General features: G+C 55.9%; 19 protein-coding genes, 1 tRNA gene and 1 rRNA gene. 9 read left to right on the forward strand and 12 right to left on the reverse strand.

The window, feature by feature from the left end; genetic code table 11:
* Positions 1-2: 2 nt before the first annotated feature.
* The 7 genes from IKP20_01685 to rrf form a co-directional block, all read right to left on the reverse strand.
* A tRNA-Pro gene (locus IKP20_01685) sits at positions 3-75 on the reverse strand.
* A gap of 177 nt (positions 76-252) precedes the next feature.
* Positions 253-1,578, reverse strand: coding sequence for a CCA tRNA nucleotidyltransferase (cca, locus tag IKP20_01690; GenBank protein ID MBR4503678.1), 1,326 nt, complete (start codon positions 1,576-1,578; stop codon positions 253-255).
* A gap of 210 nt (positions 1,579-1,788) precedes the next feature.
* Positions 1,789-2,169 carry a hypothetical protein gene (locus IKP20_01695; GenBank protein ID MBR4503679.1) on the reverse strand — a complete coding sequence of 127 codons (381 nt, stop codon included), beginning with the start codon at positions 2,167-2,169 and terminating at the stop codon, positions 1,789-1,791.
* Positions 2,166-2,342, reverse strand: coding sequence for a hypothetical protein (locus tag IKP20_01700; GenBank protein ID MBR4503680.1), 177 nt, complete (start codon positions 2,340-2,342; stop codon positions 2,166-2,168). The genes IKP20_01695 and IKP20_01700 overlap by 4 nt, the downstream gene beginning before the upstream one ends.
* Positions 2,343-2,693: 351 nt before the next feature.
* Positions 2,694-4,358 (reverse strand): biosynthetic-type acetolactate synthase large subunit, encoded by a 1,665-nt coding sequence (gene ilvB, locus IKP20_01705; protein ID MBR4503681.1) that lies wholly within the window; start codon positions 4,356-4,358, stop codon positions 2,694-2,696.
* Positions 4,359-4,363: 5 nt separating this feature from the next.
* Positions 4,364-6,028: a biosynthetic-type acetolactate synthase large subunit gene (gene ilvB / locus IKP20_01710; protein MBR4503682.1), complete on the reverse strand. Its 1,665-nt coding sequence runs from the start codon at positions 6,026-6,028 to the stop codon at positions 4,364-4,366.
* A 134-nt stretch (positions 6,029-6,162) separates the two neighbouring features.
* Positions 6,163-6,284, reverse strand: a 5S ribosomal RNA gene (rrf, locus tag IKP20_01715).
* Positions 6,285-6,499: 215 nt separating this feature from the next.
* Between rrf and IKP20_01720 the strand changes: the two genes are divergently transcribed.
* The 6 genes from IKP20_01720 (at position 6,500) to cobB (ending at position 13,224) form a co-directional block, all read left to right on the forward strand.
* Complete coding sequence (locus IKP20_01720) at positions 6,500-7,873, forward strand: hypothetical protein (GenBank protein ID MBR4503683.1); 1,374 nt, start codon at positions 6,500-6,502, stop codon at positions 7,871-7,873.
* 107 nt (positions 7,874-7,980) lie between these two features.
* Entirely contained in the window at positions 7,981-8,820 is an 840-nt protein-coding gene (locus IKP20_01725; GenBank protein ID MBR4503684.1) for an AAA family ATPase, read from the forward strand.
* Between the two features lie 5 nt (positions 8,821-8,825).
* A complete protein-coding gene (locus IKP20_01730) occupies positions 8,826-9,605 on the forward strand; it encodes a sirohydrochlorin cobaltochelatase (GenBank protein ID MBR4503685.1) in 780 nt (259 codons plus the stop codon).
* Positions 9,606-9,614: 9 nt separating this feature from the next.
* Positions 9,615-10,835 (forward strand): coenzyme F430 synthase, encoded by a 1,221-nt coding sequence (gene cfbE / locus IKP20_01735; GenBank protein ID MBR4503686.1) that lies wholly within the window; start codon positions 9,615-9,617, stop codon positions 10,833-10,835.
* Positions 10,826-11,896 carry a Ni-sirohydrochlorin a,c-diamide reductive cyclase catalytic subunit gene (gene cfbD, locus IKP20_01740; protein ID MBR4503687.1) on the forward strand — a complete coding sequence of 357 codons (1,071 nt, stop codon included), beginning with the start codon at positions 10,826-10,828 and terminating at the stop codon, positions 11,894-11,896. Before cfbE ends, cfbD begins: the two co-directional genes overlap by 10 nt.
* A complete protein-coding gene (gene cobB / locus IKP20_01745; protein MBR4503688.1) occupies positions 11,893-13,224 on the forward strand; it encodes a hydrogenobyrinic acid a,c-diamide synthase (glutamine-hydrolyzing) in 1,332 nt (443 codons plus the stop codon). The genes cfbD and cobB overlap by 4 nt, the downstream gene beginning before the upstream one ends.
* 18 nt (positions 13,225-13,242) lie before the next feature.
* Here cobB and IKP20_01750 read toward each other — a convergent pair whose 3' ends face one another.
* The 3 genes from IKP20_01750 to IKP20_01760 form a co-directional block, all read right to left on the reverse strand.
* Entirely contained in the window at positions 13,243-13,473 is a 231-nt protein-coding gene (locus tag IKP20_01750; GenBank protein MBR4503689.1) for a HypC/HybG/HupF family hydrogenase formation chaperone, read from the reverse strand.
* 4 nt (positions 13,474-13,477) lie between these two features.
* Entirely contained in the window at positions 13,478-13,837 is a 360-nt protein-coding gene (locus tag IKP20_01755) for a Nascent polypeptide-associated complex protein (protein MBR4503690.1), read from the reverse strand.
* Positions 13,838-13,901: 64 nt separating this feature from the next.
* A complete protein-coding gene (locus tag IKP20_01760; GenBank protein ID MBR4503691.1) occupies positions 13,902-15,080 on the reverse strand; it encodes an alanyl-tRNA editing protein in 1,179 nt (392 codons plus the stop codon).
* Between the two features lie 70 nt (positions 15,081-15,150).
* Here IKP20_01760 and IKP20_01765 point away from each other — a divergent pair, with 70 nt between their 5' ends.
* Positions 15,151-15,630 carry an Lrp/AsnC family transcriptional regulator gene (locus tag IKP20_01765; GenBank protein ID MBR4503692.1) on the forward strand — a complete coding sequence of 160 codons (480 nt, stop codon included), beginning with the start codon at positions 15,151-15,153 and terminating at the stop codon, positions 15,628-15,630.
* A gap of 18 nt (positions 15,631-15,648) precedes the next feature.
* On the opposite strand, the gene IKP20_01770 is transcribed toward IKP20_01765, so the two are convergent.
* Both IKP20_01770 and IKP20_01775 read right to left on the reverse strand, forming a co-directional pair.
* On the reverse strand, positions 15,649-15,918 hold the full coding sequence (locus tag IKP20_01770) for a hypothetical protein (GenBank protein MBR4503693.1): 270 nt from the start codon (positions 15,916-15,918) through the stop codon (positions 15,649-15,651).
* Positions 15,919-15,957: 39 nt separating this feature from the next.
* On the reverse strand, positions 15,958-16,392 hold the full coding sequence (locus IKP20_01775) for a MarR family transcriptional regulator (protein ID MBR4503694.1): 435 nt from the start codon (positions 16,390-16,392) through the stop codon (positions 15,958-15,960).
* A gap of 172 nt (positions 16,393-16,564) precedes the next feature.
* Here IKP20_01775 and IKP20_01780 point away from each other — a divergent pair, with 172 nt between their 5' ends.
* Both IKP20_01780 and IKP20_01785 read left to right on the forward strand, forming a co-directional pair.
* Positions 16,565-16,753, forward strand: a complete 189-nt coding sequence (locus tag IKP20_01780) for a hypothetical protein (GenBank protein ID MBR4503695.1) — start codon at positions 16,565-16,567, stop codon at positions 16,751-16,753.
* A 69-nt stretch (positions 16,754-16,822) separates the two neighbouring features.
* Positions 16,823-17,365 carry a hypothetical protein gene (locus IKP20_01785; protein ID MBR4503696.1) on the forward strand — a complete coding sequence of 181 codons (543 nt, stop codon included), beginning with the start codon at positions 16,823-16,825 and terminating at the stop codon, positions 17,363-17,365.
* Positions 17,366-17,520 lie beyond the last annotated feature (155 nt).

The raw sequence follows: 17,520 nt of genomic DNA on the forward strand, positions 1-17,520 counted from the left end.
GGTGGGCCTGCCCGGATTTGAACCGGAGTCAACAGCTCCCAAAGCTGCAAGTATACCAAGCTAACCCACAGGCCCTTTGGCGCGTCATCTGCGCATCGGTATTAATTGGTTGCGTCAATATAGAACGTGCCATGAAGGTCTGCCCGTCCATTCAAGCCGATGATGATGTTTCAGAGCGATGGAAACGACGATCTGGCAGCGATATCGCAAGGCCATAGGAACTTTTATAATGAGACCGGAAAGGCGATGGCCTCAGACTTCCCACGGAAGTTTGGGATCCAGGAGCTCGGTCATCATCAGCGGGTCTGCGGCCGCCAAAGTCTGCACATGGCTCAGAACCTGCATCGTGTTCGGATCCAGATCCCTTCCAAGGCCCGACATGGCGGCTTCGTCGTACAGCATCTCCTTCGCCGTGAAATACATCCTCTCGGCTATGACCGTCCAAGTTCCGTTCTCTATGAACGGGCTCCCGTATTCGTTGTTCTTCCAGCGCTCGAGGAAAGTGTTCGAATTGCTCACCCACACAGGCGGCCCATAGTGTTTGTGGGTCTTCGACAGCATGTCGCGCTCGATCTCGTACATCACCACCAGCTTGTCCCCTTGGATGTCGTGCACCGCGCGGAGCACGTTGAACGAGAATTCGTTGAGCTTCTTCCCGAGTGCGTACTGAGTCTTCCAGAGCTGGGAATAGAGGCTGTCCTCCAATATGCCTTCCGGCTTGTCGAATATGGCCGTAACCAGCCTGGAGCCGTGCTTCTCGGCGATCGCCGCCAGATCCTCTCTGGGAAGAGCATCTCTCTTCTCCGGGAAGAAGAATCTCTCGCTCGGATCGGCGAGATACGCCTTGGCGGCGGTTATGAAGGTGCCCATGGTATCTTCATGGACCGCAGAAGCGACGTTCCTGCGGGAATCCACCGGATCGTACACCACCAACGGGGCGACCATCGACGGCCCTTTGCCCTCTATGGCTATCGTGTAGTTGCTCTTCCATCTCTGGGAGCCTTCCAGAACGCCTCTGAACGATTTGTAATAGACTACGAGGACTTCGCAGAGGTATCCGGAGAATCCTCTGGCATCCTGTTCCGCCCCATAGGTGCCTATGCCCTTCATGAATCTCTTCAGCAGGCGGACCTCGTTCTTCTGCTTCGAATCGAGGTGGGATAGGATGTATTTCGTATGGAACGGGGTGCGGTCCACCGCGCTCTTCAGCTTATCCGTGCTGTCGAGGCGGTAGCAAGGGACCAAATCCACGTCTATCCCTTCGAAATTCCCTCTGGTATACGGGTGGTCCGAGAACATTCTGGTTCCGTGGAGGATGTCCTCGCCGATCTTCAGCCCGATCCTTTCGAGCTCGTCGTGAGGGACGGTGCTGGGGAACATCATGAAGACGTCGAAATCGGGGTCCGAAAGGAACGTCCCTTTGGAGAAAGAGCCCGCCAAAGTGACTTCCACGTCGATGCCGTGCTCTGCCGCGTATCCCGTGACTTCGGCGATAAGGCGCCGCGATTTATCTTCGAGCTCGGCCACGTACTCCTCGGAGGGCACTATCCTTTCCAACACGCGCTCCTCAACGTCCATGCGTGTCCCGTACTTTGAAACCCGATATAATGGTTGGTACCGATTATCCGAGGTTTGCGCGGTGAAGATACATTTCCGATGTGATGAACGCATTTCCGCTGGGAGGCGGTATGATTTCGATTATGGGGCGGAAAGGGCATCATCTGGAGTCGCTGAACCCTCGCTGATTTTTTAGGTCGATGTTAAATAATGATGGTGATGTTATATTTTTTAGTTGATATTTTGTCTATAAAGAAAAGACATGACCTCGCCGATACTCCAGACATGATCTGTCAGACCAATTTCCATGGCAGGAGTTACAGCCTTGCGCTTTTCGTTCTTCTTCTTCGAAAGCGAAAGAGAGGCATGCGGAGTGCAAAGATTGTAGTTCGATTTCAACAGATCCAGGCAGTCCTGAACGGACTGCCTGTTCCTGCCGAAGGTAATGGGCCTCCTTCTCAAACGGGAGCAGAAGCATCTCAACGTAAGGTTCTGGCGCTCGATAGCCGAGGTGTTGAGGAACTCCTCCGGCACATGGCCGTATGCAACATAACGATGGACGCTCCTCAACTTTCTGCCTTCGCGAGTCTTCTCCACGATGCCGTAGTTCAAGGCCGTGCTGGGCTCCCTGTGACACCCTCTCCTTCCTCTGCCCGTGTCCAGACCTCGTAGCTGTAGCGGTCGAAGAGTGCTTTCTGATACGGCTTGCAGCCATCTGTGACGAATATAGGCACGTGCCCCCACGAAATCTTGTCGAGCTCCCCGTTGACAAAGCGGTTGCACACAGTCTTGCCCCTGCCGTCGGCCACGATTCCAAGCAGATACTTTTCACATGAGCAAAACGAGGTCCGGATCCAATCCGTCCTCTTTGAAGTGGTCTCCAACGGAAATCAGGTTTTTTTCCAGGATAGGATTTCGTCATAGATTTTGCGCCGGAACATTGTTTCTAACTTGCATTATGGATATTTACTTGTTGTTCATGGTTGCATCTTTAGCACGATTCAGAATGATGTGTTTCACATATCTGGCACGATTCGAGGGTATTATATTTAAAGGAAACTGCATCGGCCCGAAATATGTTGCATCTACCGCACGATTCGAAACGTTGTGTTTCACAGATCTGGCACGATTCGCCCTCAGTATGCGCAACGGCCTTTGGCCAGCGGGGCGTTCGGATCCGCGGGAAGCATCGGAAGGACGTCCTCTTCCTTGTCAACCCTGACTTCCACGAGGCACGTCCTGCAGCAGTCCCTGGCTTCTTTGAGTGCGTCGGCTATCTCGCCAGGTTTCTCCACCAGGATTCCTTTGGCTCCGAACGATTCGGCCAGCTTCACGAAGTCGGGGTTCCCGTTGAGCGTTGTGCTGGAGTATCTCCTGTCCCAGAAGAGCTTCTGCCACTGTCTGACCATTCCGAGCACGCCGTTGTTCATGATCACCACAGTGACCGGAAGATCTTCGGATATGGATGTGGCCATCTCCTGCATGACCATCTGGAACCCTCCGTCCCCAGTTATCGCGATGACATCAGAATCAGGTTTGGCGGCTTTCGCGCCGATGGCCGCGGGGAGCCCGTAGCCCATGGTCCCGAAAGTGCCGGAAGAAAGCAGCCTGCGGGGATGCTCGAAGCTCAGGTGATGCATCGCCCACATCTGGTTCTGGCCAACGTCGGTGGTGACTATGGTATTGTTTTTGATGATTTTGTTGATTTCATGCATCAGCTTCTGGGGCGCTATGGGCATGCTGTTCAGATCCGTGTTGCAGCGGCACCTCTTCCTGAAGCCTTCCGCTTCCGCCGCCCACTTCTCTTTGGGGACGTATCCTCTCAGGGCCGAGGTCAGCATAGGGACGATCTTCTTGCAGTCTCCGAGCAGGTCTATGCGGTTCTGATGCCCGTGCTTCCCGAATTCTGTGGGATCGGCGTCTATGTGGATCACTCTCCCTTTCGGGTCTTGGATCTTGCTGCGGGGACTGTAAGTCCTGTCCGAGAATCTGCTTCCTATCGAGATCACAAGGTCCGCGCCGTTCATCGCGCTTTTGGCGGACATCCTTCCGTGCATTCCCAGCGGGCCCATGCACAGCTCATATGACGACGGAACCACTCCCATGCCCATGAGGGTGGTGTCTACCGGCGCTCTCAGGAGGCGGGCGAATTCCATGACCTCATCCTGGGAGTTGACTGCACCTCCGCCAACGAGGATCACCGGCCTCTCGGCTTCCGATATCCATCTGGCGGCTTCCTGAAGATAGGAAAGGTCTTCCGTCTCCGGTTTGATGCCGTAGGTCTCGCCGAGATAGGATTCGTCCATGTCGGAGTTCATCTGGTCCACCGGAAGGTCTATGTGGACGGGCCCGGGGCGCCCTGCGCGGCATATGTCCCACGCTTCCTTGATCGCATGGGGAAGTCTGTTAACATCAAGCACGCGGAAATTGTGCTTGGTGATGGGCATCAGAAGGCTGTAGGCGTCGACTTCCTGGAATGCGCCCAATCCCAGCATGTTGGTCCCGACCTGCCCGGTCAAAGCGATCATGGGGATGGAATCGGCGTATGCCGTCGCGACGCCGGTCACAAGGTTGGTCACTCCCGGTCCGCTGGTGGCAAGGCAGACCCCGGGAATGCCGCTGGCTCTGGCGTATCCGTCGGCCATATGGGCGGCGCATTGCTCGTGGCGGACCAGCACATGCCTGATGGAAGAGTCGTAAAGAGCATCGTAAATCGGTATGACGCTTCCTCCGGGATACCCGAAGATGGTGTCCACCTGCTTGTCTTCCAGCAATTTAACGAGCGCTTTCGTCCCTTTCATGTGATTCAGAATCTGCAGTAACCTTTTACTATAGGAATGTCTGGGTTTGCGGGCAACATCGGGAGCATGTCCATCTCCGGATCGACCATAATTTCGATCACGGTTGTGCGGTCCGATCCCTTCGCATCGAGGAGGGCGTCCGCTATCTCGCCGGGCTTCTCCACGCGGATCCCTCTGGCGCCGAACCCTTTGGCTACTGTGACGAAATCGGGGTCCGCTTTCAGGTCGACCCCGGAATACCTTCCGTTCCAGTAGTGCTTCTGCATCTGCCTGACCATGCCCAGCTTGCCGTTGTTCAGCAGGACCACAGTCACCGGGAAATCCTCGGCGACCGACGTAGACAGCTCCTGTATGACCATCTGGAGGCCTCCGTCTCCGGTCACGGCGACGACATCCTTCTCAGGCAGCGCGGCTTTCGCCCCTATCGCGGACGGCAGGCCGAATCCCATTGTTCCGAAGGTTCCCGAAGTTATGAATTGGCGCGGATGCTCGATGCCCAGATAGTGCATCGCCCACATCTGGTTCTGGCCTACGTCTGTCGTCACTATAGTGTCGTCGTCCAAGACGGCGTTGATTTCGCGCATGACTTTCTGCGGGGCTATCGGCACGCTTTGGATGTCAGTGTCGCATTCGCATCTGCGCTTGTATGACAGGGCCTTCTCTTTCCACGCGGCTATGCTGGGGACGTCGGATCCCAGCGCGGTCAGCAAGCGGGACACCGCTCTTTTCGCGTCCGCGCGGAGATTTACGCAGTCATGCCCGTGCTTCCCGAACTCGGTAGGGTCGATGTCTATGTGGATCACTCTGGCGCATTTGTCCGTCATGCGGTCATGGGCGCTGTAAGTTCTGTCGGAGAATCTGCTTCCTATTGATATGACAAGATCAGCCTCCTCGGTCAGAGCGATGGCCGACATCCTCCCATGCAGGCCCAGAGGCCCTACATACATCTCATAGGAGCATGGCACAGCGCCGACGCCCATCAGCGTGGATTCCACCGGGGCACCCAGAACCATGGCAAGCTTCATGACCTCCTCAGAAGCGCCCATGGCGCCGCCGCCGACTAGGATAATGGGCTTTTTGGATTCCCTTATCCATCTCACAGCCTGGTTTATCCCTGAAAGGTCGTCTACAAGGGGTTTCACGCCGTAACGCCTGTCCAAAGTGGATTCGTCGATCTCCGAGTTCATCTGGTCCACCGGAAGGTCGATGTGAACCGGGCCCCGGCGGCCCATCCTGCAGATGTCCCACGCTTCGGAGATGGCATGGGGGAGCCTGTCGACGTCGAGCACCCTGTAGCTGTGCTTCGTTATGGGCATCAGAAGGCTGTAGGCGTCGACTTCCTGGAACGCCCCAAGGCCGAGAGAGCCTGCCGCCACCTGGCCGGTAAGGGCTATCATAGGCACGGAATCGGCGAAGGCGGTGGCTATCCCGGTGACCAGATTCGTGGTTCCAGGCCCGCTTGTTGCGAGGCATACCCCAGGCATGTCCTTAGCTCTGGCGTATCCGTCGGCCATATGCGCGGCGCATTGCTCATGGCGCACCAGCACATGCCTTATGGAAGAATCGAGAAGTTCGTCGTAAATCGGGATCACGCTGCCTCCGGGATATCCGAAGATCGTGTCCACCCCCCTATTCTCCAGCATGTCAAGAAGCGCTTCCGTGCCTTTCATCGCTACGAAATCGCTCATTTACGATATAATTGATGCTGGCAGTCGCGCGGGGATTCATCATGCGAATCGACCGAGAGTCCAGAGCCATCGATGCATTCGCAGTCTCTCGACTGTCTCAATGAATCAAAGAAAGTGGCAGACAGCGTGCTTGAGTTCCCGTACGCTTGCGCAATACAGTACAGACAGGTACGCGGGCGGACTTTACTGCCGGGTTCGGGATGGGACCGGGTGTTTCCCCGCCGCTATGGCCGTCTTGCCGAACATGAGCATAGCTAAGCAATATTTAACGATTCCCATTGAATTTCGGTTCGCATCAATCGGTTTCATTGGTTGCAAGTCAGAAACAATATCTTGTCAATCGATTGTGGCACCCGTATTATAACAACATTTTCGCAGATAACTTCGTGTCTAAACAATCTGGCTGGCACGAACATTTTTAAGTAAGGTACGATAAGGACTGCTCGATATTCAATGGCAGATTCCGGCTATGACAGAGATTCCAGCGATGGAAAGAAAAACGGTAGATTCGATGGGTATCACAGGGAGAGGTCATCGGCCGGGAGGCAGGGTAAACCCGATTACAGGAGGAAAGACGGTTACAGGAAGCCGAGGTATTCCGATTCTGATAGGCCGCATAATGGTTACGGTGACAGATCGGATCGTCCTAAGCGGGAGTTTGGAGACAGGCCAAGACGCGACTATGGAGACAGACCCAGGCGCGATTACGGTGACCGTCCCAAGAGAGACTACGGCGACAGGCCAAGAAGAGAATTCGGGGACAGACCCAAGCGTGAGTACGGAGACAGACCCAAGGGCGAATTCGGGGACAGACCCAAGCGTGACTATGGTGACCGTCCGAGGAGGGATTACGGTGACCGCCCCAAGCGTGACTATGGTGACCGTCCGAGGAGGGATTACGGTGACCGCCCCAAGCGTGACTATGGAGACAGACCCAGGCGCGATTACGGAGACCGTCCAAGAAGAGATTACGGCGACAGACCTCGCAGGGATTATGGGGACCGTCCCAGAAGGGATTACGGCGACCGCCCCAGACGTGATTATAATGAAAGGCCCATAGATTCAGAAGAATCGAAGGGGATGGCTGCTCCTGAAGAATTCGGTGAGAAGACTTTCAATCAGGAGTTTTCCGAGGGAGAGCGCTCAGAAGTCTTGCAAGCCATAGGCCATTCATCTGATGAGGAAGGCGTTTCTGATATTGCAGAAGGATATTCTGGGAATTTCGAAGAAAAAACTGCGGAGGAAGAAACCGATGAAGGTCTCCGCGAGAGGCACGGAGGCGTCTCTAAGCAGAAGATGGAGCGCAACGCCGCCTACAAGACCGGGAGCAAACCCAGCCAACGCGATTACCGCAAGAAGTGGAAGGAACCTCCGATGCCCGTCGAGTGGGTCTCCAAGAAAGATATCTACGAGGGCACCTACGTCGATCCGGGTTATGAGAATGCTGGGACCGCCGTCATCAACAGGGAAGCCAGGGAAGCCCGCAGAAAAGCCAACGAAGAGAGGTACGGACGCGGAAGAAGGGATTTCGGCGGCCGCGGAGGATATGGCGGCAGACCCAGGCGCGACTTCGGTGACCGTCTGAGGAGGGACTACGGCGACCGCCCCAGAAGGGATTATGGCGACAGGCCCAAACGCGATTATGGAGAAGAGGGCGAGGGCAGCTCCGAAGGGGAGAGGCCCCGCAGGGACTTCGGTGACCGCCCCAGGCGTGATTATGGGAATCGCCCGCGCAGGGACTTCGGAGACCGTCCGAAGCGCGATTTCGATAGGAAACCTCGTGATTCCGAGTCCAGCGGTTCCTCATCCGGGGACGCAGAAAACTGATTTCCAAACCCATCCGGGAGGGTTCTATCCCGGACTTTTTTTTTCTTTATCGAGTCAATTCTTGTGATTTGAAATGATTCTGGCGGTTTTTCTTCGGCGTAATTTCAATGAAAGCGTCCAGTGTTATTTTATTGGTAACAATTATTAATCAATGCTTATTACCCTCAGATATGAGAAGGATTGCCATCTATGGGAAGGGCGGAATCGGAAAATCGACCACCACTTCCAACGTCACCGCCGCCCTTTGCGAGCGCGGGCTGAAAGTCATGCAGATAGGTTGCGATCCGAAATCCGATTCGACCGGTTTATTGCTGGGCGGGAAAAGGCCGCTCACCGTTCTCAACGCCGTCCGCGGCGGGGGATCGCCGACATTGGACGACATAGTCTTCGAAGGATATGGGGGATCCCTTTGCGTAGAGTGCGGAGGCCCCAAGCCAGGCACCGGATGCGCTGGCAGAGGGATAATAGCTGCTTTTGAGACTTTGGAGAGGCTGGGGGCCGTAGAGCATTACCGCCCCGATGTCGTGCTGTACGATGTTCTCGGGGACGTGGTGTGCGGCGGATTCGCCATGCCGATAAGGAACGGCTATGCCAGGGACATATTCGTCGTCACTTCGGGGGAGATGATGTCTCTGTATGCCGCCGGCAACATAGCGGAAGCGGTGAGAGGATTCTCCGACAGCGGCTATGCCCGTTTCGGCGGTCTCATACAGAATTCCAGGGCTATCCTCGGCGAGGATGAGAAAGTCCGCCAGATGGCGGAGGAGCTGGGCACGGAAGTCATCGCCATCCTGCCCAGATCCGGGACGGTCCAGGAATGCGAGGCGATGAACATGACTGTTATGCAGGGCGCACCGGATTCGGCCCAGGCGGAAGCGTATCGCAGCCTGGCATCGGAATTGATGCGCAGATCGGAGGAGGCCGCAGGCGGTCTCAGAGGGATGTGAATATCATGGCGAAGAAAGCATTGCTGATAGTTGGGCACGGATCGAGATACCCCTACAACAAAGACATAATGGAGCTGCAGAAGCGGCGCCTGGAAGAGATGGGATTCGAGAACGTTTATATTGGATTCAACGAGACCTCCCACCCATTCATAGGGGAGACGATGGAGAAGATGGCCGCGGACGGCGTGGACGAAGTCATGGCTATCCCCTTCTTCATAGCGTCCGGATTGCACATGGTCAGGGACATCCCGCCGAAGCTCGGATTGAAAGACGGGTGCAAGCAAGGCGAGGCAGAGTTCTCCGGGCGCAAAATGAAAGTCAGCTTCGGAGAGCCATTCGGCAAAGACGCTATGCTCGCGACGATTCTGGCTGAGAAAATAAAGGAGACGAAGAAAGGGTCGGACACTGCGATCATAGTGGTCGGCCACGGATCCAGGCTTCCCCACAACAAGGAGATCATAACCCTGAACGCTTCCCGCCTCAAGGATATGGGATTCTCCAACGTGTTCCCCGCGTTCAACGAGTTCGACGAGCCCGACCTCAAGGAAGTCTTCGACTCCTGCGCCGACGGAAGGTTCGACGAGATAATCGTCCTCCCGCTTTTCATCTCGCTCGGAGACCACCTCAAGAACGATATCCCTCCCAAGATCAGGCAGACGGACGGCTGTCCGGACAGCGTGATCGAATGCGCCGGAAGGAAGGTCAGGGCGGTTTATGTCACGCCGGTCGGCGAGGACCCGCGTCTGACCGATATATTCGCGGCCAAGGCCAGAGAGATGCTCTGAGGCATGGGCATGGAAGCTCTCGTGTTGGATATGACCCATGGCGGGTTCGTCATCGCCGAGCGCCTGATGGATCGCGGATGGGGAGTGACCTGCGTGGACGTCTACAAGGTGTCCTCTCCCGAATGCGATGCGCGCATGGCAGCCAGAGGATTGGTTGCGCTGGACGAGGCTCCCGAGAGGCATTTCGACGCCGTAATCATGCCCGCCCATTGCCCCGATTCGTTCATAGGCAAGGCATCGTTCGACAGGAAACTCACCTTCAGCGATGCGGTGAAGGAACTCATCCCGGACGGGCTTCCGTTCAGGATAGAGGTCACCGGCGTGAAAGGGAAGACCAGCGCGTGCTATCTTCTCGCCCACATCCTGGACTCCTGCGGGAAGAAGGTCTTCTTGCACAGCTCAAGAGGGCAGGGCCCGTATTCCGGGGGATCCCACAAGGTCGAGGCTCTCAGAAGCATCGCACCCCCATTCATACTGGAGCTTCCAACGGAAGGCTATGACGTCATCATATCGGAGGTCTCCCTAGGAGGCAGCGGCCGCGCGGACATCGCCGTCATAACCAATCTGGTGGACGATTACGGCATAGCCAAGGACACCAGGAAAGCTTCCGATGCCAAGGTCCAGATATTCTCCTCCGGAACTAATTTCGTGAAGGAAGACGAGCTGGATTTCTGGAGGGCCAGAGCGTCTGGATTTGATTTCAAAACCTTCGGTGAGAACTGCCGCGCCATCGATGCGCCGAAGCTCGGTTCTCCGCTGCGCATAAAGTATTCTTATCAGGGGGCGCAATGGGAAGCGTCGCTCTCGCCCGATTATATTTCCACGCAATATCTTCCGGCCATCGATACTGTTCTCAGGATATCAGAGAGCATGGGAATCCAGGCCGACAAAGTGAAAGGGGCGCTGGAGTCCTTCCGCGGAGTTCCGGGCAGAGGCGAGGTATACTTCCAAGATGGCCGGTGGCTCGTGAAGGAGAGAAACCCGGGGATATCGCACATCTCCATCGGGATGACCATGGAGTGCCTGAAGGCGATGGGCGCTTTGGACGGATGCTTCGTTGTAGTCGACCCGGTCAGCAGGAAGGTCTGCGACAAGATGAAGGCCCCGCTCATACGCGAGGTTCTGGATGGGTACGGCGTGGAGTACGTCATAACCGACGGTAAGGGGGAAGAGGTCGACGTTTCCGGCCACAAAACGGTCGTGACATTCATCAAGGAGGCATGGCAATGAAGATAATCCACCCCCGCCCGAACCCTATCGTCGCGGCGATGTATACGCTCAGAGATCTGAATGTCGATGTCATCGTGGTCCATGGGCCAGCAGGCTGCTGCTTCATGGCATCCAGAATGCTGGAGGAAGCCGGAGTCAGAGTAGTGACCAGCGGCCTCATGGAGGATGACCTGATCTTCGGAGGCTCCGATTCTTTGGTGGAGACGCTGAAGATGTCCTGGGAGAAATTCCGTCCGAACACGGTGGCTGTGATCGGCACATGCTCCAGCATGATCATCGGCGAGGACATGGACGCTTCCATCAGGAAGGCCGCGCTCCCTTGCAACGTGTTCTCCGTAGACAGCCACGGCTGCTCCGGCGACAACACGACCGGCGCGGTGAAAGCTCTGGAGTGCGCTTGCAGGGCTGGATTGCTCTCGGAAGGCGAGCGCGACAGGCAGATATATCTCATGAATGCGGCCACTTCGATGGAGAAGAGAGTCGGCATGGCCGGGAGGGAGTATCTGTCTCCGACCAGAGGCCCGACGAAGCTCGCAGCAGCCAAACGCATAGCCGACGCTCTGGGAAGCGGGAAAAAGGTGGCATGCGCCATGCTGGCCAAGAAGGAGCTGGCGTTCCGTTTCGCAGATATGTTCATAGCTCTGACCGAAGCCAAGGAGAAATTAGGCGGGGAACTGTTCCTCGTCGGGAATCTCGACGGGAATCTGGGGCTCCCGAGGATCAGAGGATATGCCGAGGCGATACGCTCCGAGCTGGATTCCAAAGGGGTCAGGTACGAGTCGGTCGGCGGCATGGACGAATACGCGCTCATCGGGAGGAGGATCAAAGAGAGGGTTGACGAGTTCTCCCCGGACCTTCTCATAATAATCGGGATACCGCACGCGTACCCGGAGCTTCTCCCGGGGAACCTGCTGATCACGGACCAGCCGAGGCAGCTCGCCAATTACCTCTCCATGGGTCTGGATGCCGTCGGCGAGGTCTCATCGCATTCCATGGTCATGGGCGCCAAGAAGATCATCCCGTTGGAGACGGGAGAGACGCTGAGGGAGCTCCTCAGATGAAAGGCGTCGTGATCGCCGGGGCCGGAAGCGGAGCCGGGAAGACTTCGATAGCCACCGGCATAATGTCGTCCCTGTCGAAGCGGATGCGGGTCCAGCCGTACAAGGTCGGGCCGGATTTCATCGATCCGATGTACCACACGGTGGCGTCCGGAAGGCCGTCCAGGAACTTGGACACGTATATGGTTCCGGGCGACGGGATCCGCGGGATCGTCGGCAGCTCGTCGAAGGGCGCGGATATCTGCTTGGTGGAAGGCGTCCGCGGCCTTTACGAGGGGCTTTCCGGCGTCTCAGACAGGTGCTCCACGGCGGAGGCTGCGAAGATCCTAGGTTTCCCGGTGGTCCTTGTGATCGATGCGCGCTCTTTGACCAGATCGGCTGCGGCCATGATCAACGGGTTCAAAGCTTTCGATCCCGGCGTCGACATCTGCGGCGTCATTCTGAACAACATCTCAGGGGAGCAGCACGAGGGGAAGCTCAGGGAGGCGGTGGAGAAGTATTGTCCCGGCGTCGAGATCGTCGGGATGGTCAGGAAGCATCCTGAATGCGGCCTTAAGAACAGGCATCTGGGCCTGAAAACCGTGGACAGGACGTCCGAGGAGGAAGTCAGAGGCTTGGAGGCCTTGGCTGACGACATCGACATGGACGCTCTGCTGGGCATATGCGAATCCTGCGACGCGCAATTCCCGGAAGGCTCCCCATACGCCAGCCATAACGCCTGCGCCAAAGTCGCGGTGCCGATGGATGATGCATATTGCTTCTATTACAGAGAAAATCTGGAATGCCTCGAGGCGGCCGGTTTCAAGGTGAAATATTTCAGCCCGCTGGCCGGGAACCCTCTTCCGGACGCGGATATGTACTATCTCGGCGGGGGATATCCAGAGCTTTATGCCGATCGGATATCCGAGAACCGGGATTTCCTCGAAGGTCTGAGGAGCGCTTCTGAAAATAAGACTATAGTCTTAGGGGAATGCGGCGGCCTTATGACTATGTGTAAGACTATAGTGACAAAAGACGGAATCAGCCACGGAATGGCCGGCATATTCGATGCGGACGCCGTCATGTGCGGCAGGCACGGCCCGAAATATGTGGAAGCCGACTCCACCGATGCCAACCCTATATTCAAGGGTTCAGTGAGAGGCCACGAATTCCATTACTCCGAGCTGAAGCTTCATTCCATCCCGGAATATGGTTTCCGCATGTTCAGGGGCATCGGGATCTCCGGCGGGATGGACGGCATCTGCGTGAGAAACTCTCTCGGAGAATACATGCACCAGAACGCGCTTTCGGCGGAGGATTGGTGCAAGACTATAGTGGAAAAGATTGAATGAGGGGGATTCCCCTCGGTTTCAGCGGAATTCCGTCGCGTCGCTGTCGAGGACTTCGTTCCAGAGCCTGATGGTCTCCTGGGCGTCTTCCTCGTCCATGATCTGGATGGCGAATCCTGCGTGCACGACTGCCCAGTCGCCGATTCCGGCTTCGACCATGGAAAGGTTGGCTTTCCTGATCGTCCCTCCGAAATCGACGTCCCCCATGTTCCCCTCGATCTTCACGATTTTTCCGGGTATTGCTAAGCACATGGGATCACTCCGAGATTATCTTCAGAATCGCTTCCGCGGGCTGCCCGTCGGTCGCTTTCAGAGCTTCGAGCGCTTTGGATCTGTCGCATCCGGTCTGGGACATGATGAGGCTGATGTCTTCCTCGCTGAATATCGGCTCGGGCTCTCCGTTTTCCCCGATGTTCATGACCGTTTCTGGGCCGCTGATCTGGTAGCTTTTGTTCCCAGGCATCTCTATGCATACCACTTCGGGGTTTTTGAGCACGATCTCTTTGGTCCTGGTTCTGATGATGACTTCGGTGACGTCTTCGACGGTCGACTGGGTGATCCCCATCTTTTTCATCGCCTGTTTCATCTGGCGGTCGTTCATCCTCATTCCTGGCATATGGGCACGCCTACTGTTTCGTATGATTTTAAATTAACTATGAAGAAATGGTTTTGGCGCCGCATCAGGACAGCGCCTTGGAAACGGCTTCCTTCAAGGATTCCAGGACTTTTTCCGCAGATTCCGGATCCGGAGCTCCGCCTTGGGAGAACTCGGGCTTTCCGCCCCCGCGTCCGCCGAACTCTTTGAGGACGTCGCCGATGATTTTCTTGCAATCCACGGCTTCGCTGCCGGAAGCGAGCATCACCGACAGGGTCTCGCCGACGGAGACTATCGCGGCGATTCCGCCTTCCGACCTTATCGATTCGGCTTTCTCCGACATGGCGGTGCGATCGCCTCCGGGCACGCACGCGGTGAATACCTTGCACCCGGCTATCTCTTCGATGGGCGAAGAATCCAGGATGGCTTTGGAAGCGGACTTCAGCAGTTTCCTGTCCAATTCCAGCTCGCGCTTCATGTTGGCGACCGCTTTGGGGGAGTCTTCGGCCTTGCATCCGATTTCGTCCGTGATCTCCATCGCATCGATCGATAGGCCAAGGGCCGCATCTTTGGCCGCATCCCCTATTTTGAAGTGTATCGCGACGCCTTCCTTTCCGGCGGAGACTTTCCTGTCCACCGTGATGAACTCCAGCTCGGACGTCTCCATCACATGGATTCCGCTGCACGCGGAGAGGTCTATGTCTCCTATGGCGACGACGGTGATCTCCTCGTCCTCAGGGATTCTGTCCAGCTTTATCCTGACCTTCTCGAGGTCTGGGTCATCCCTGTCCATGACGCTCTTGGTTACCGGGAGATTGTCCCTTATCGCTTGGTTGGCGAATTCCAGGGCGGCTCTTATCTGCCCGAAAGTGAGGTCCCTGTCGACGATCACGTATTTGCTCTCGGGAGAGATGTAAATCTTGGTGATGGTGAGGTCGGGGCATTGCCTCTTCAGCGAGCAGAACAGGAGGTGCTCGCCGGTGTGGCCGCGCATAAGGTCGTAGCGGCGATCCCAGTCGACTTCGCACCAAACTATGTCGCCTTTGCTGAGGTCATTTCCGGGGACGATGTGCACGACATCCTTGCCTTTCATGCGGACCTCTGTGACTTTACGGTCGCGGATGCTTCCGGTGTCGCACACCTGCCCGCCGCCGCCCGGATAGAACGCAGTCGTGTCCAGGATCACTTCGTCGCCTTCAACGGATACCACTTCTGCCTCAAAATTGAAGAGATAGCCGTCGCGCCTGAATATTTCGTCGGTCATGTTATCGCTGGCACGTCCAATGTCTGACGGGTTAATAAATATCATTTAAGTACATTCAAGATTGCATATCATGGTTGCGGACGGATTCGACGAGTTGGACAGGCGCATAATCGAGCTTCTCAGTACCTCCAGCCAAGGCTCGTTCAGGCAGATCGCCAAGACGCTGGATGTCCACCCCTCCACTCTTATCCAGAGGGTAAAAAATCTCGAGACCAAAGGTGTAATCCGCGGATATCGCGCCAACATAGATTTCATGAAGGTCGGGTACGAGTACATGGGAATCGTGAATGTGAGCGCTTCCGACGTGATCGCCGCCCAGGAGGAGATTGCCGCCATCCCTCAGGTGGTGGCTGTGTTCGATGTCACCGGGGAAAGCGATTGCATGGCATGGATCGCATGCGTTGACAGGGAGGAATTCTCCGCCGTGGTCAAGAGGATAAATTCCATCGGAGGCGTGACCCGCACCAACACTTCCGTGATAATGGACATCAAAAAGGATCCCTTCTCCTTCGTCCCAACCGTGAAACGAAATCGAAGGGTTTTTGCCTGATTCCTCAGGCGCTGGATCTCAGAACCTTCTAGGGGGCATGGGCTGGAAGCCGTATCCTCCGCCGCACGGTCCTCCCATCGGGGGCCTGCACGGGGGCTTGGGCTCTTCCCACGGGTTCTTGCAGCTTGGCTGTCCCCACCCCATGGGTTTCCAGCGGGGCATGTCCATGGGAGGCATCGGGACTTCCGGCCTCCTCCAGCGCATTCCCATCGGAGGTCCTCTGGGCCCTCTTCCGTGGCCGGGTCCGCCGCGCATCCTCATGAGCCTGCGGAAGTCCTCCTCGCTCATGGATGCGCGCATGCGCTCGATGAATTCTCTGCCGTCTTCCTATCCATCGTCTGCGCTCTTCTCTTCGAGGCTCGCGATCACTTTGCCGAGGATGGCGTTCAGGCTCCCAAGCTCTTCCTCGTCGAGGCAATCGAAGATGTCCTCGGCGTTGAAGGGATCCTGGTTCAGCTGCTGGCCTTTTTCGGTCAGGCGGACGATCATCACCCTCTTGTCTTCTTCTGAGGGCACGCGCTCGACGTATCCGTCCCTCTCCAGGCGGAGCAGGAGCTCGTTAAGAGACTGCTGCCTGATCTCCATCAGGAATGCGAGGTCCCTGGTGCTTATCTCGGATTTGATCTTGAGGATGGCCATCACACGTCCCTGTCCCCTGGTCTTGTCCATTATCGGATCCAGGTCGCGGGGGAACATGCTCCTCCTCATCAGTCTGTTCAGGTGCATCACTTTCTCGCAGGCAGACTTGTGCATATCACTCATTTCTTTTCGCCTCAGATGGTATAACAGGCTACCTGTATTTAAATTTATACATGGTGCCTGTATGAAATTTTTCTGTTGAAAAAATGGATTATTGCGGTTAGGGTGGGGTATATAATGGTTAGTTGTGCATGCACACGTCATTTTAATAATCTTAAAACAAACAATAACCCGTATGATGGAGGAATTCATCATGCAAAACAACAATGCAAAAGATGTAGCAGAGACAAAAAGAATTCATGGCGTCGAACAAAGGGTAAGGGAGGGTGCCAAACATCTGCGTCCGTTCACGTCGGAAGATATCGATGTCGAGGAAGATCGTTGCGGGGGCGAAGAATCGTTCGAATCGGCGGCGGCTGATTGATGGAAGCATCAATTCTTTGTTGACCGGACCATCATCACATAGTTATATCCTTAAGATTTAAGGGAAAGCATGCCTGAAGACAGCAAATTCTGTGCTGGATGCGGCCATACCCTGGAGGCTGGAATGCAGTTCTGCCCCCAGTGCGGAAGAGTGGTCGCAGGCAGCGAGGCAGACGAAGAATTCAAGAAGAGGTCCTCGGAAATCGAGCAGATGCTCAAGGAAAGCAGGATGAACTGGTTGGTTTTCGCCCTGGCGGTTTACGCCATTCCGGCGACGATCTTCTTTTTCATTGCGCTCATAGATTCTGGCGCCCTTGCGAACACCATATGGTCCAATGATGACTTCCAGAATTGGATAATTAGCCACGGATACACCGACCTGACCGTCGAGAAAGTGAAGAATTATCTCCTCATATTCTCGGGCCTCGGTTTCGCCAGCGGGCTTCTTGCCCTTCTGTCCATGTTCTGCGTGATCAAGCGCAAGATGTGGAAGATCGCCGTTTTCGCCTGTTTGGCTGCCGCGGTCCTCTGCTTCTGGTCCCTGTTCGGTGTGTTCGCCGGAATCTTGGTCACCTGGTTCGTCTACTCCGTCAAGGACTCGTTCCAGAGCTGAAACCATCGGACGGCTCGTCCGTCCCTTTTACTTTTTCTGAAGGCAGCGTTTTGTATGGCTGGTGATCCACCAATACTAAGGGAACGACGGAAGCAAAAAACCCGGCAAAACCGTTCCCGCTCGGGGGAGACCGCTCTTCCGCAGGATTTCTTCTG

It is taken from the genome of Candidatus Methanomethylophilaceae archaeon (assembly GCA_017524805.1).
GTDB lineage: Archaea > Thermoplasmatota > Thermoplasmata > Methanomassiliicoccales > Methanomethylophilaceae > Methanoprimaticola.

Bases quoted from the DNA above. Each gene is read 5' to 3' on its own strand.
- cca (MBR4503678.1), bottom strand. From the start codon at position 1,578: ATGGACGTTGAGGAGCGCGTGTTGGAAAGGATAGTGCCCTCCGAGGAG.
- ilvB (MBR4503681.1), bottom strand. From the start codon at position 4,358: ATGAAAGGGACGAAAGCGCTCGTTAAATTGCTGGAAGACAAGCAGGTG.
- ilvB (MBR4503682.1), bottom strand. From the start codon at position 6,028: ATGAAAGGCACGGAAGCGCTTCTTGACATGCTGGAGAATAGGGGGGTG.
- IKP20_01720 (MBR4503683.1), top strand. From the start codon at position 6,500: ATGGCAGATTCCGGCTATGACAGAGATTCCAGCGATGGAAAGAAAAAC.
- IKP20_01725 (MBR4503684.1), top strand. From the start codon at position 7,981: ATGAAAGCGTCCAGTGTTATTTTATTGGTAACAATTATTAATCAATGC.
- IKP20_01730 (MBR4503685.1), top strand. From the start codon at position 8,826: ATGGCGAAGAAAGCATTGCTGATAGTTGGGCACGGATCGAGATACCCC.
- cfbE (MBR4503686.1), top strand. From the start codon at position 9,615: ATGGAAGCTCTCGTGTTGGATATGACCCATGGCGGGTTCGTCATCGCC.
- cfbD (MBR4503687.1), top strand. From the start codon at position 10,826: ATGGCAATGAAGATAATCCACCCCCGCCCGAACCCTATCGTCGCGGCG.
- cobB (MBR4503688.1), top strand. From the start codon at position 11,893: ATGAAAGGCGTCGTGATCGCCGGGGCCGGAAGCGGAGCCGGGAAGACT.
- IKP20_01750 (MBR4503689.1), bottom strand. From the start codon at position 13,473: ATGTGCTTAGCAATACCCGGAAAAATCGTGAAGATCGAGGGGAACATG.
- IKP20_01755 (MBR4503690.1), bottom strand. From the start codon at position 13,837: ATGCCAGGAATGAGGATGAACGACCGCCAGATGAAACAGGCGATGAAA.
- IKP20_01760 (MBR4503691.1), bottom strand. From the start codon at position 15,080: ATGACCGACGAAATATTCAGGCGCGACGGCTATCTCTTCAATTTTGAG.
- IKP20_01765 (MBR4503692.1), top strand. From the start codon at position 15,151: ATGGTTGCGGACGGATTCGACGAGTTGGACAGGCGCATAATCGAGCTT.
- IKP20_01770 (MBR4503693.1), bottom strand. From the start codon at position 15,918: ATGAGCGAGGAGGACTTCCGCAGGCTCATGAGGATGCGCGGCGGACCC.
- IKP20_01775 (MBR4503694.1), bottom strand. From the start codon at position 16,392: ATGAGTGATATGCACAAGTCTGCCTGCGAGAAAGTGATGCACCTGAAC.
- IKP20_01780 (MBR4503695.1), top strand. From the start codon at position 16,565: ATGATGGAGGAATTCATCATGCAAAACAACAATGCAAAAGATGTAGCA.
- IKP20_01785 (MBR4503696.1), top strand. From the start codon at position 16,823: ATGCCTGAAGACAGCAAATTCTGTGCTGGATGCGGCCATACCCTGGAG.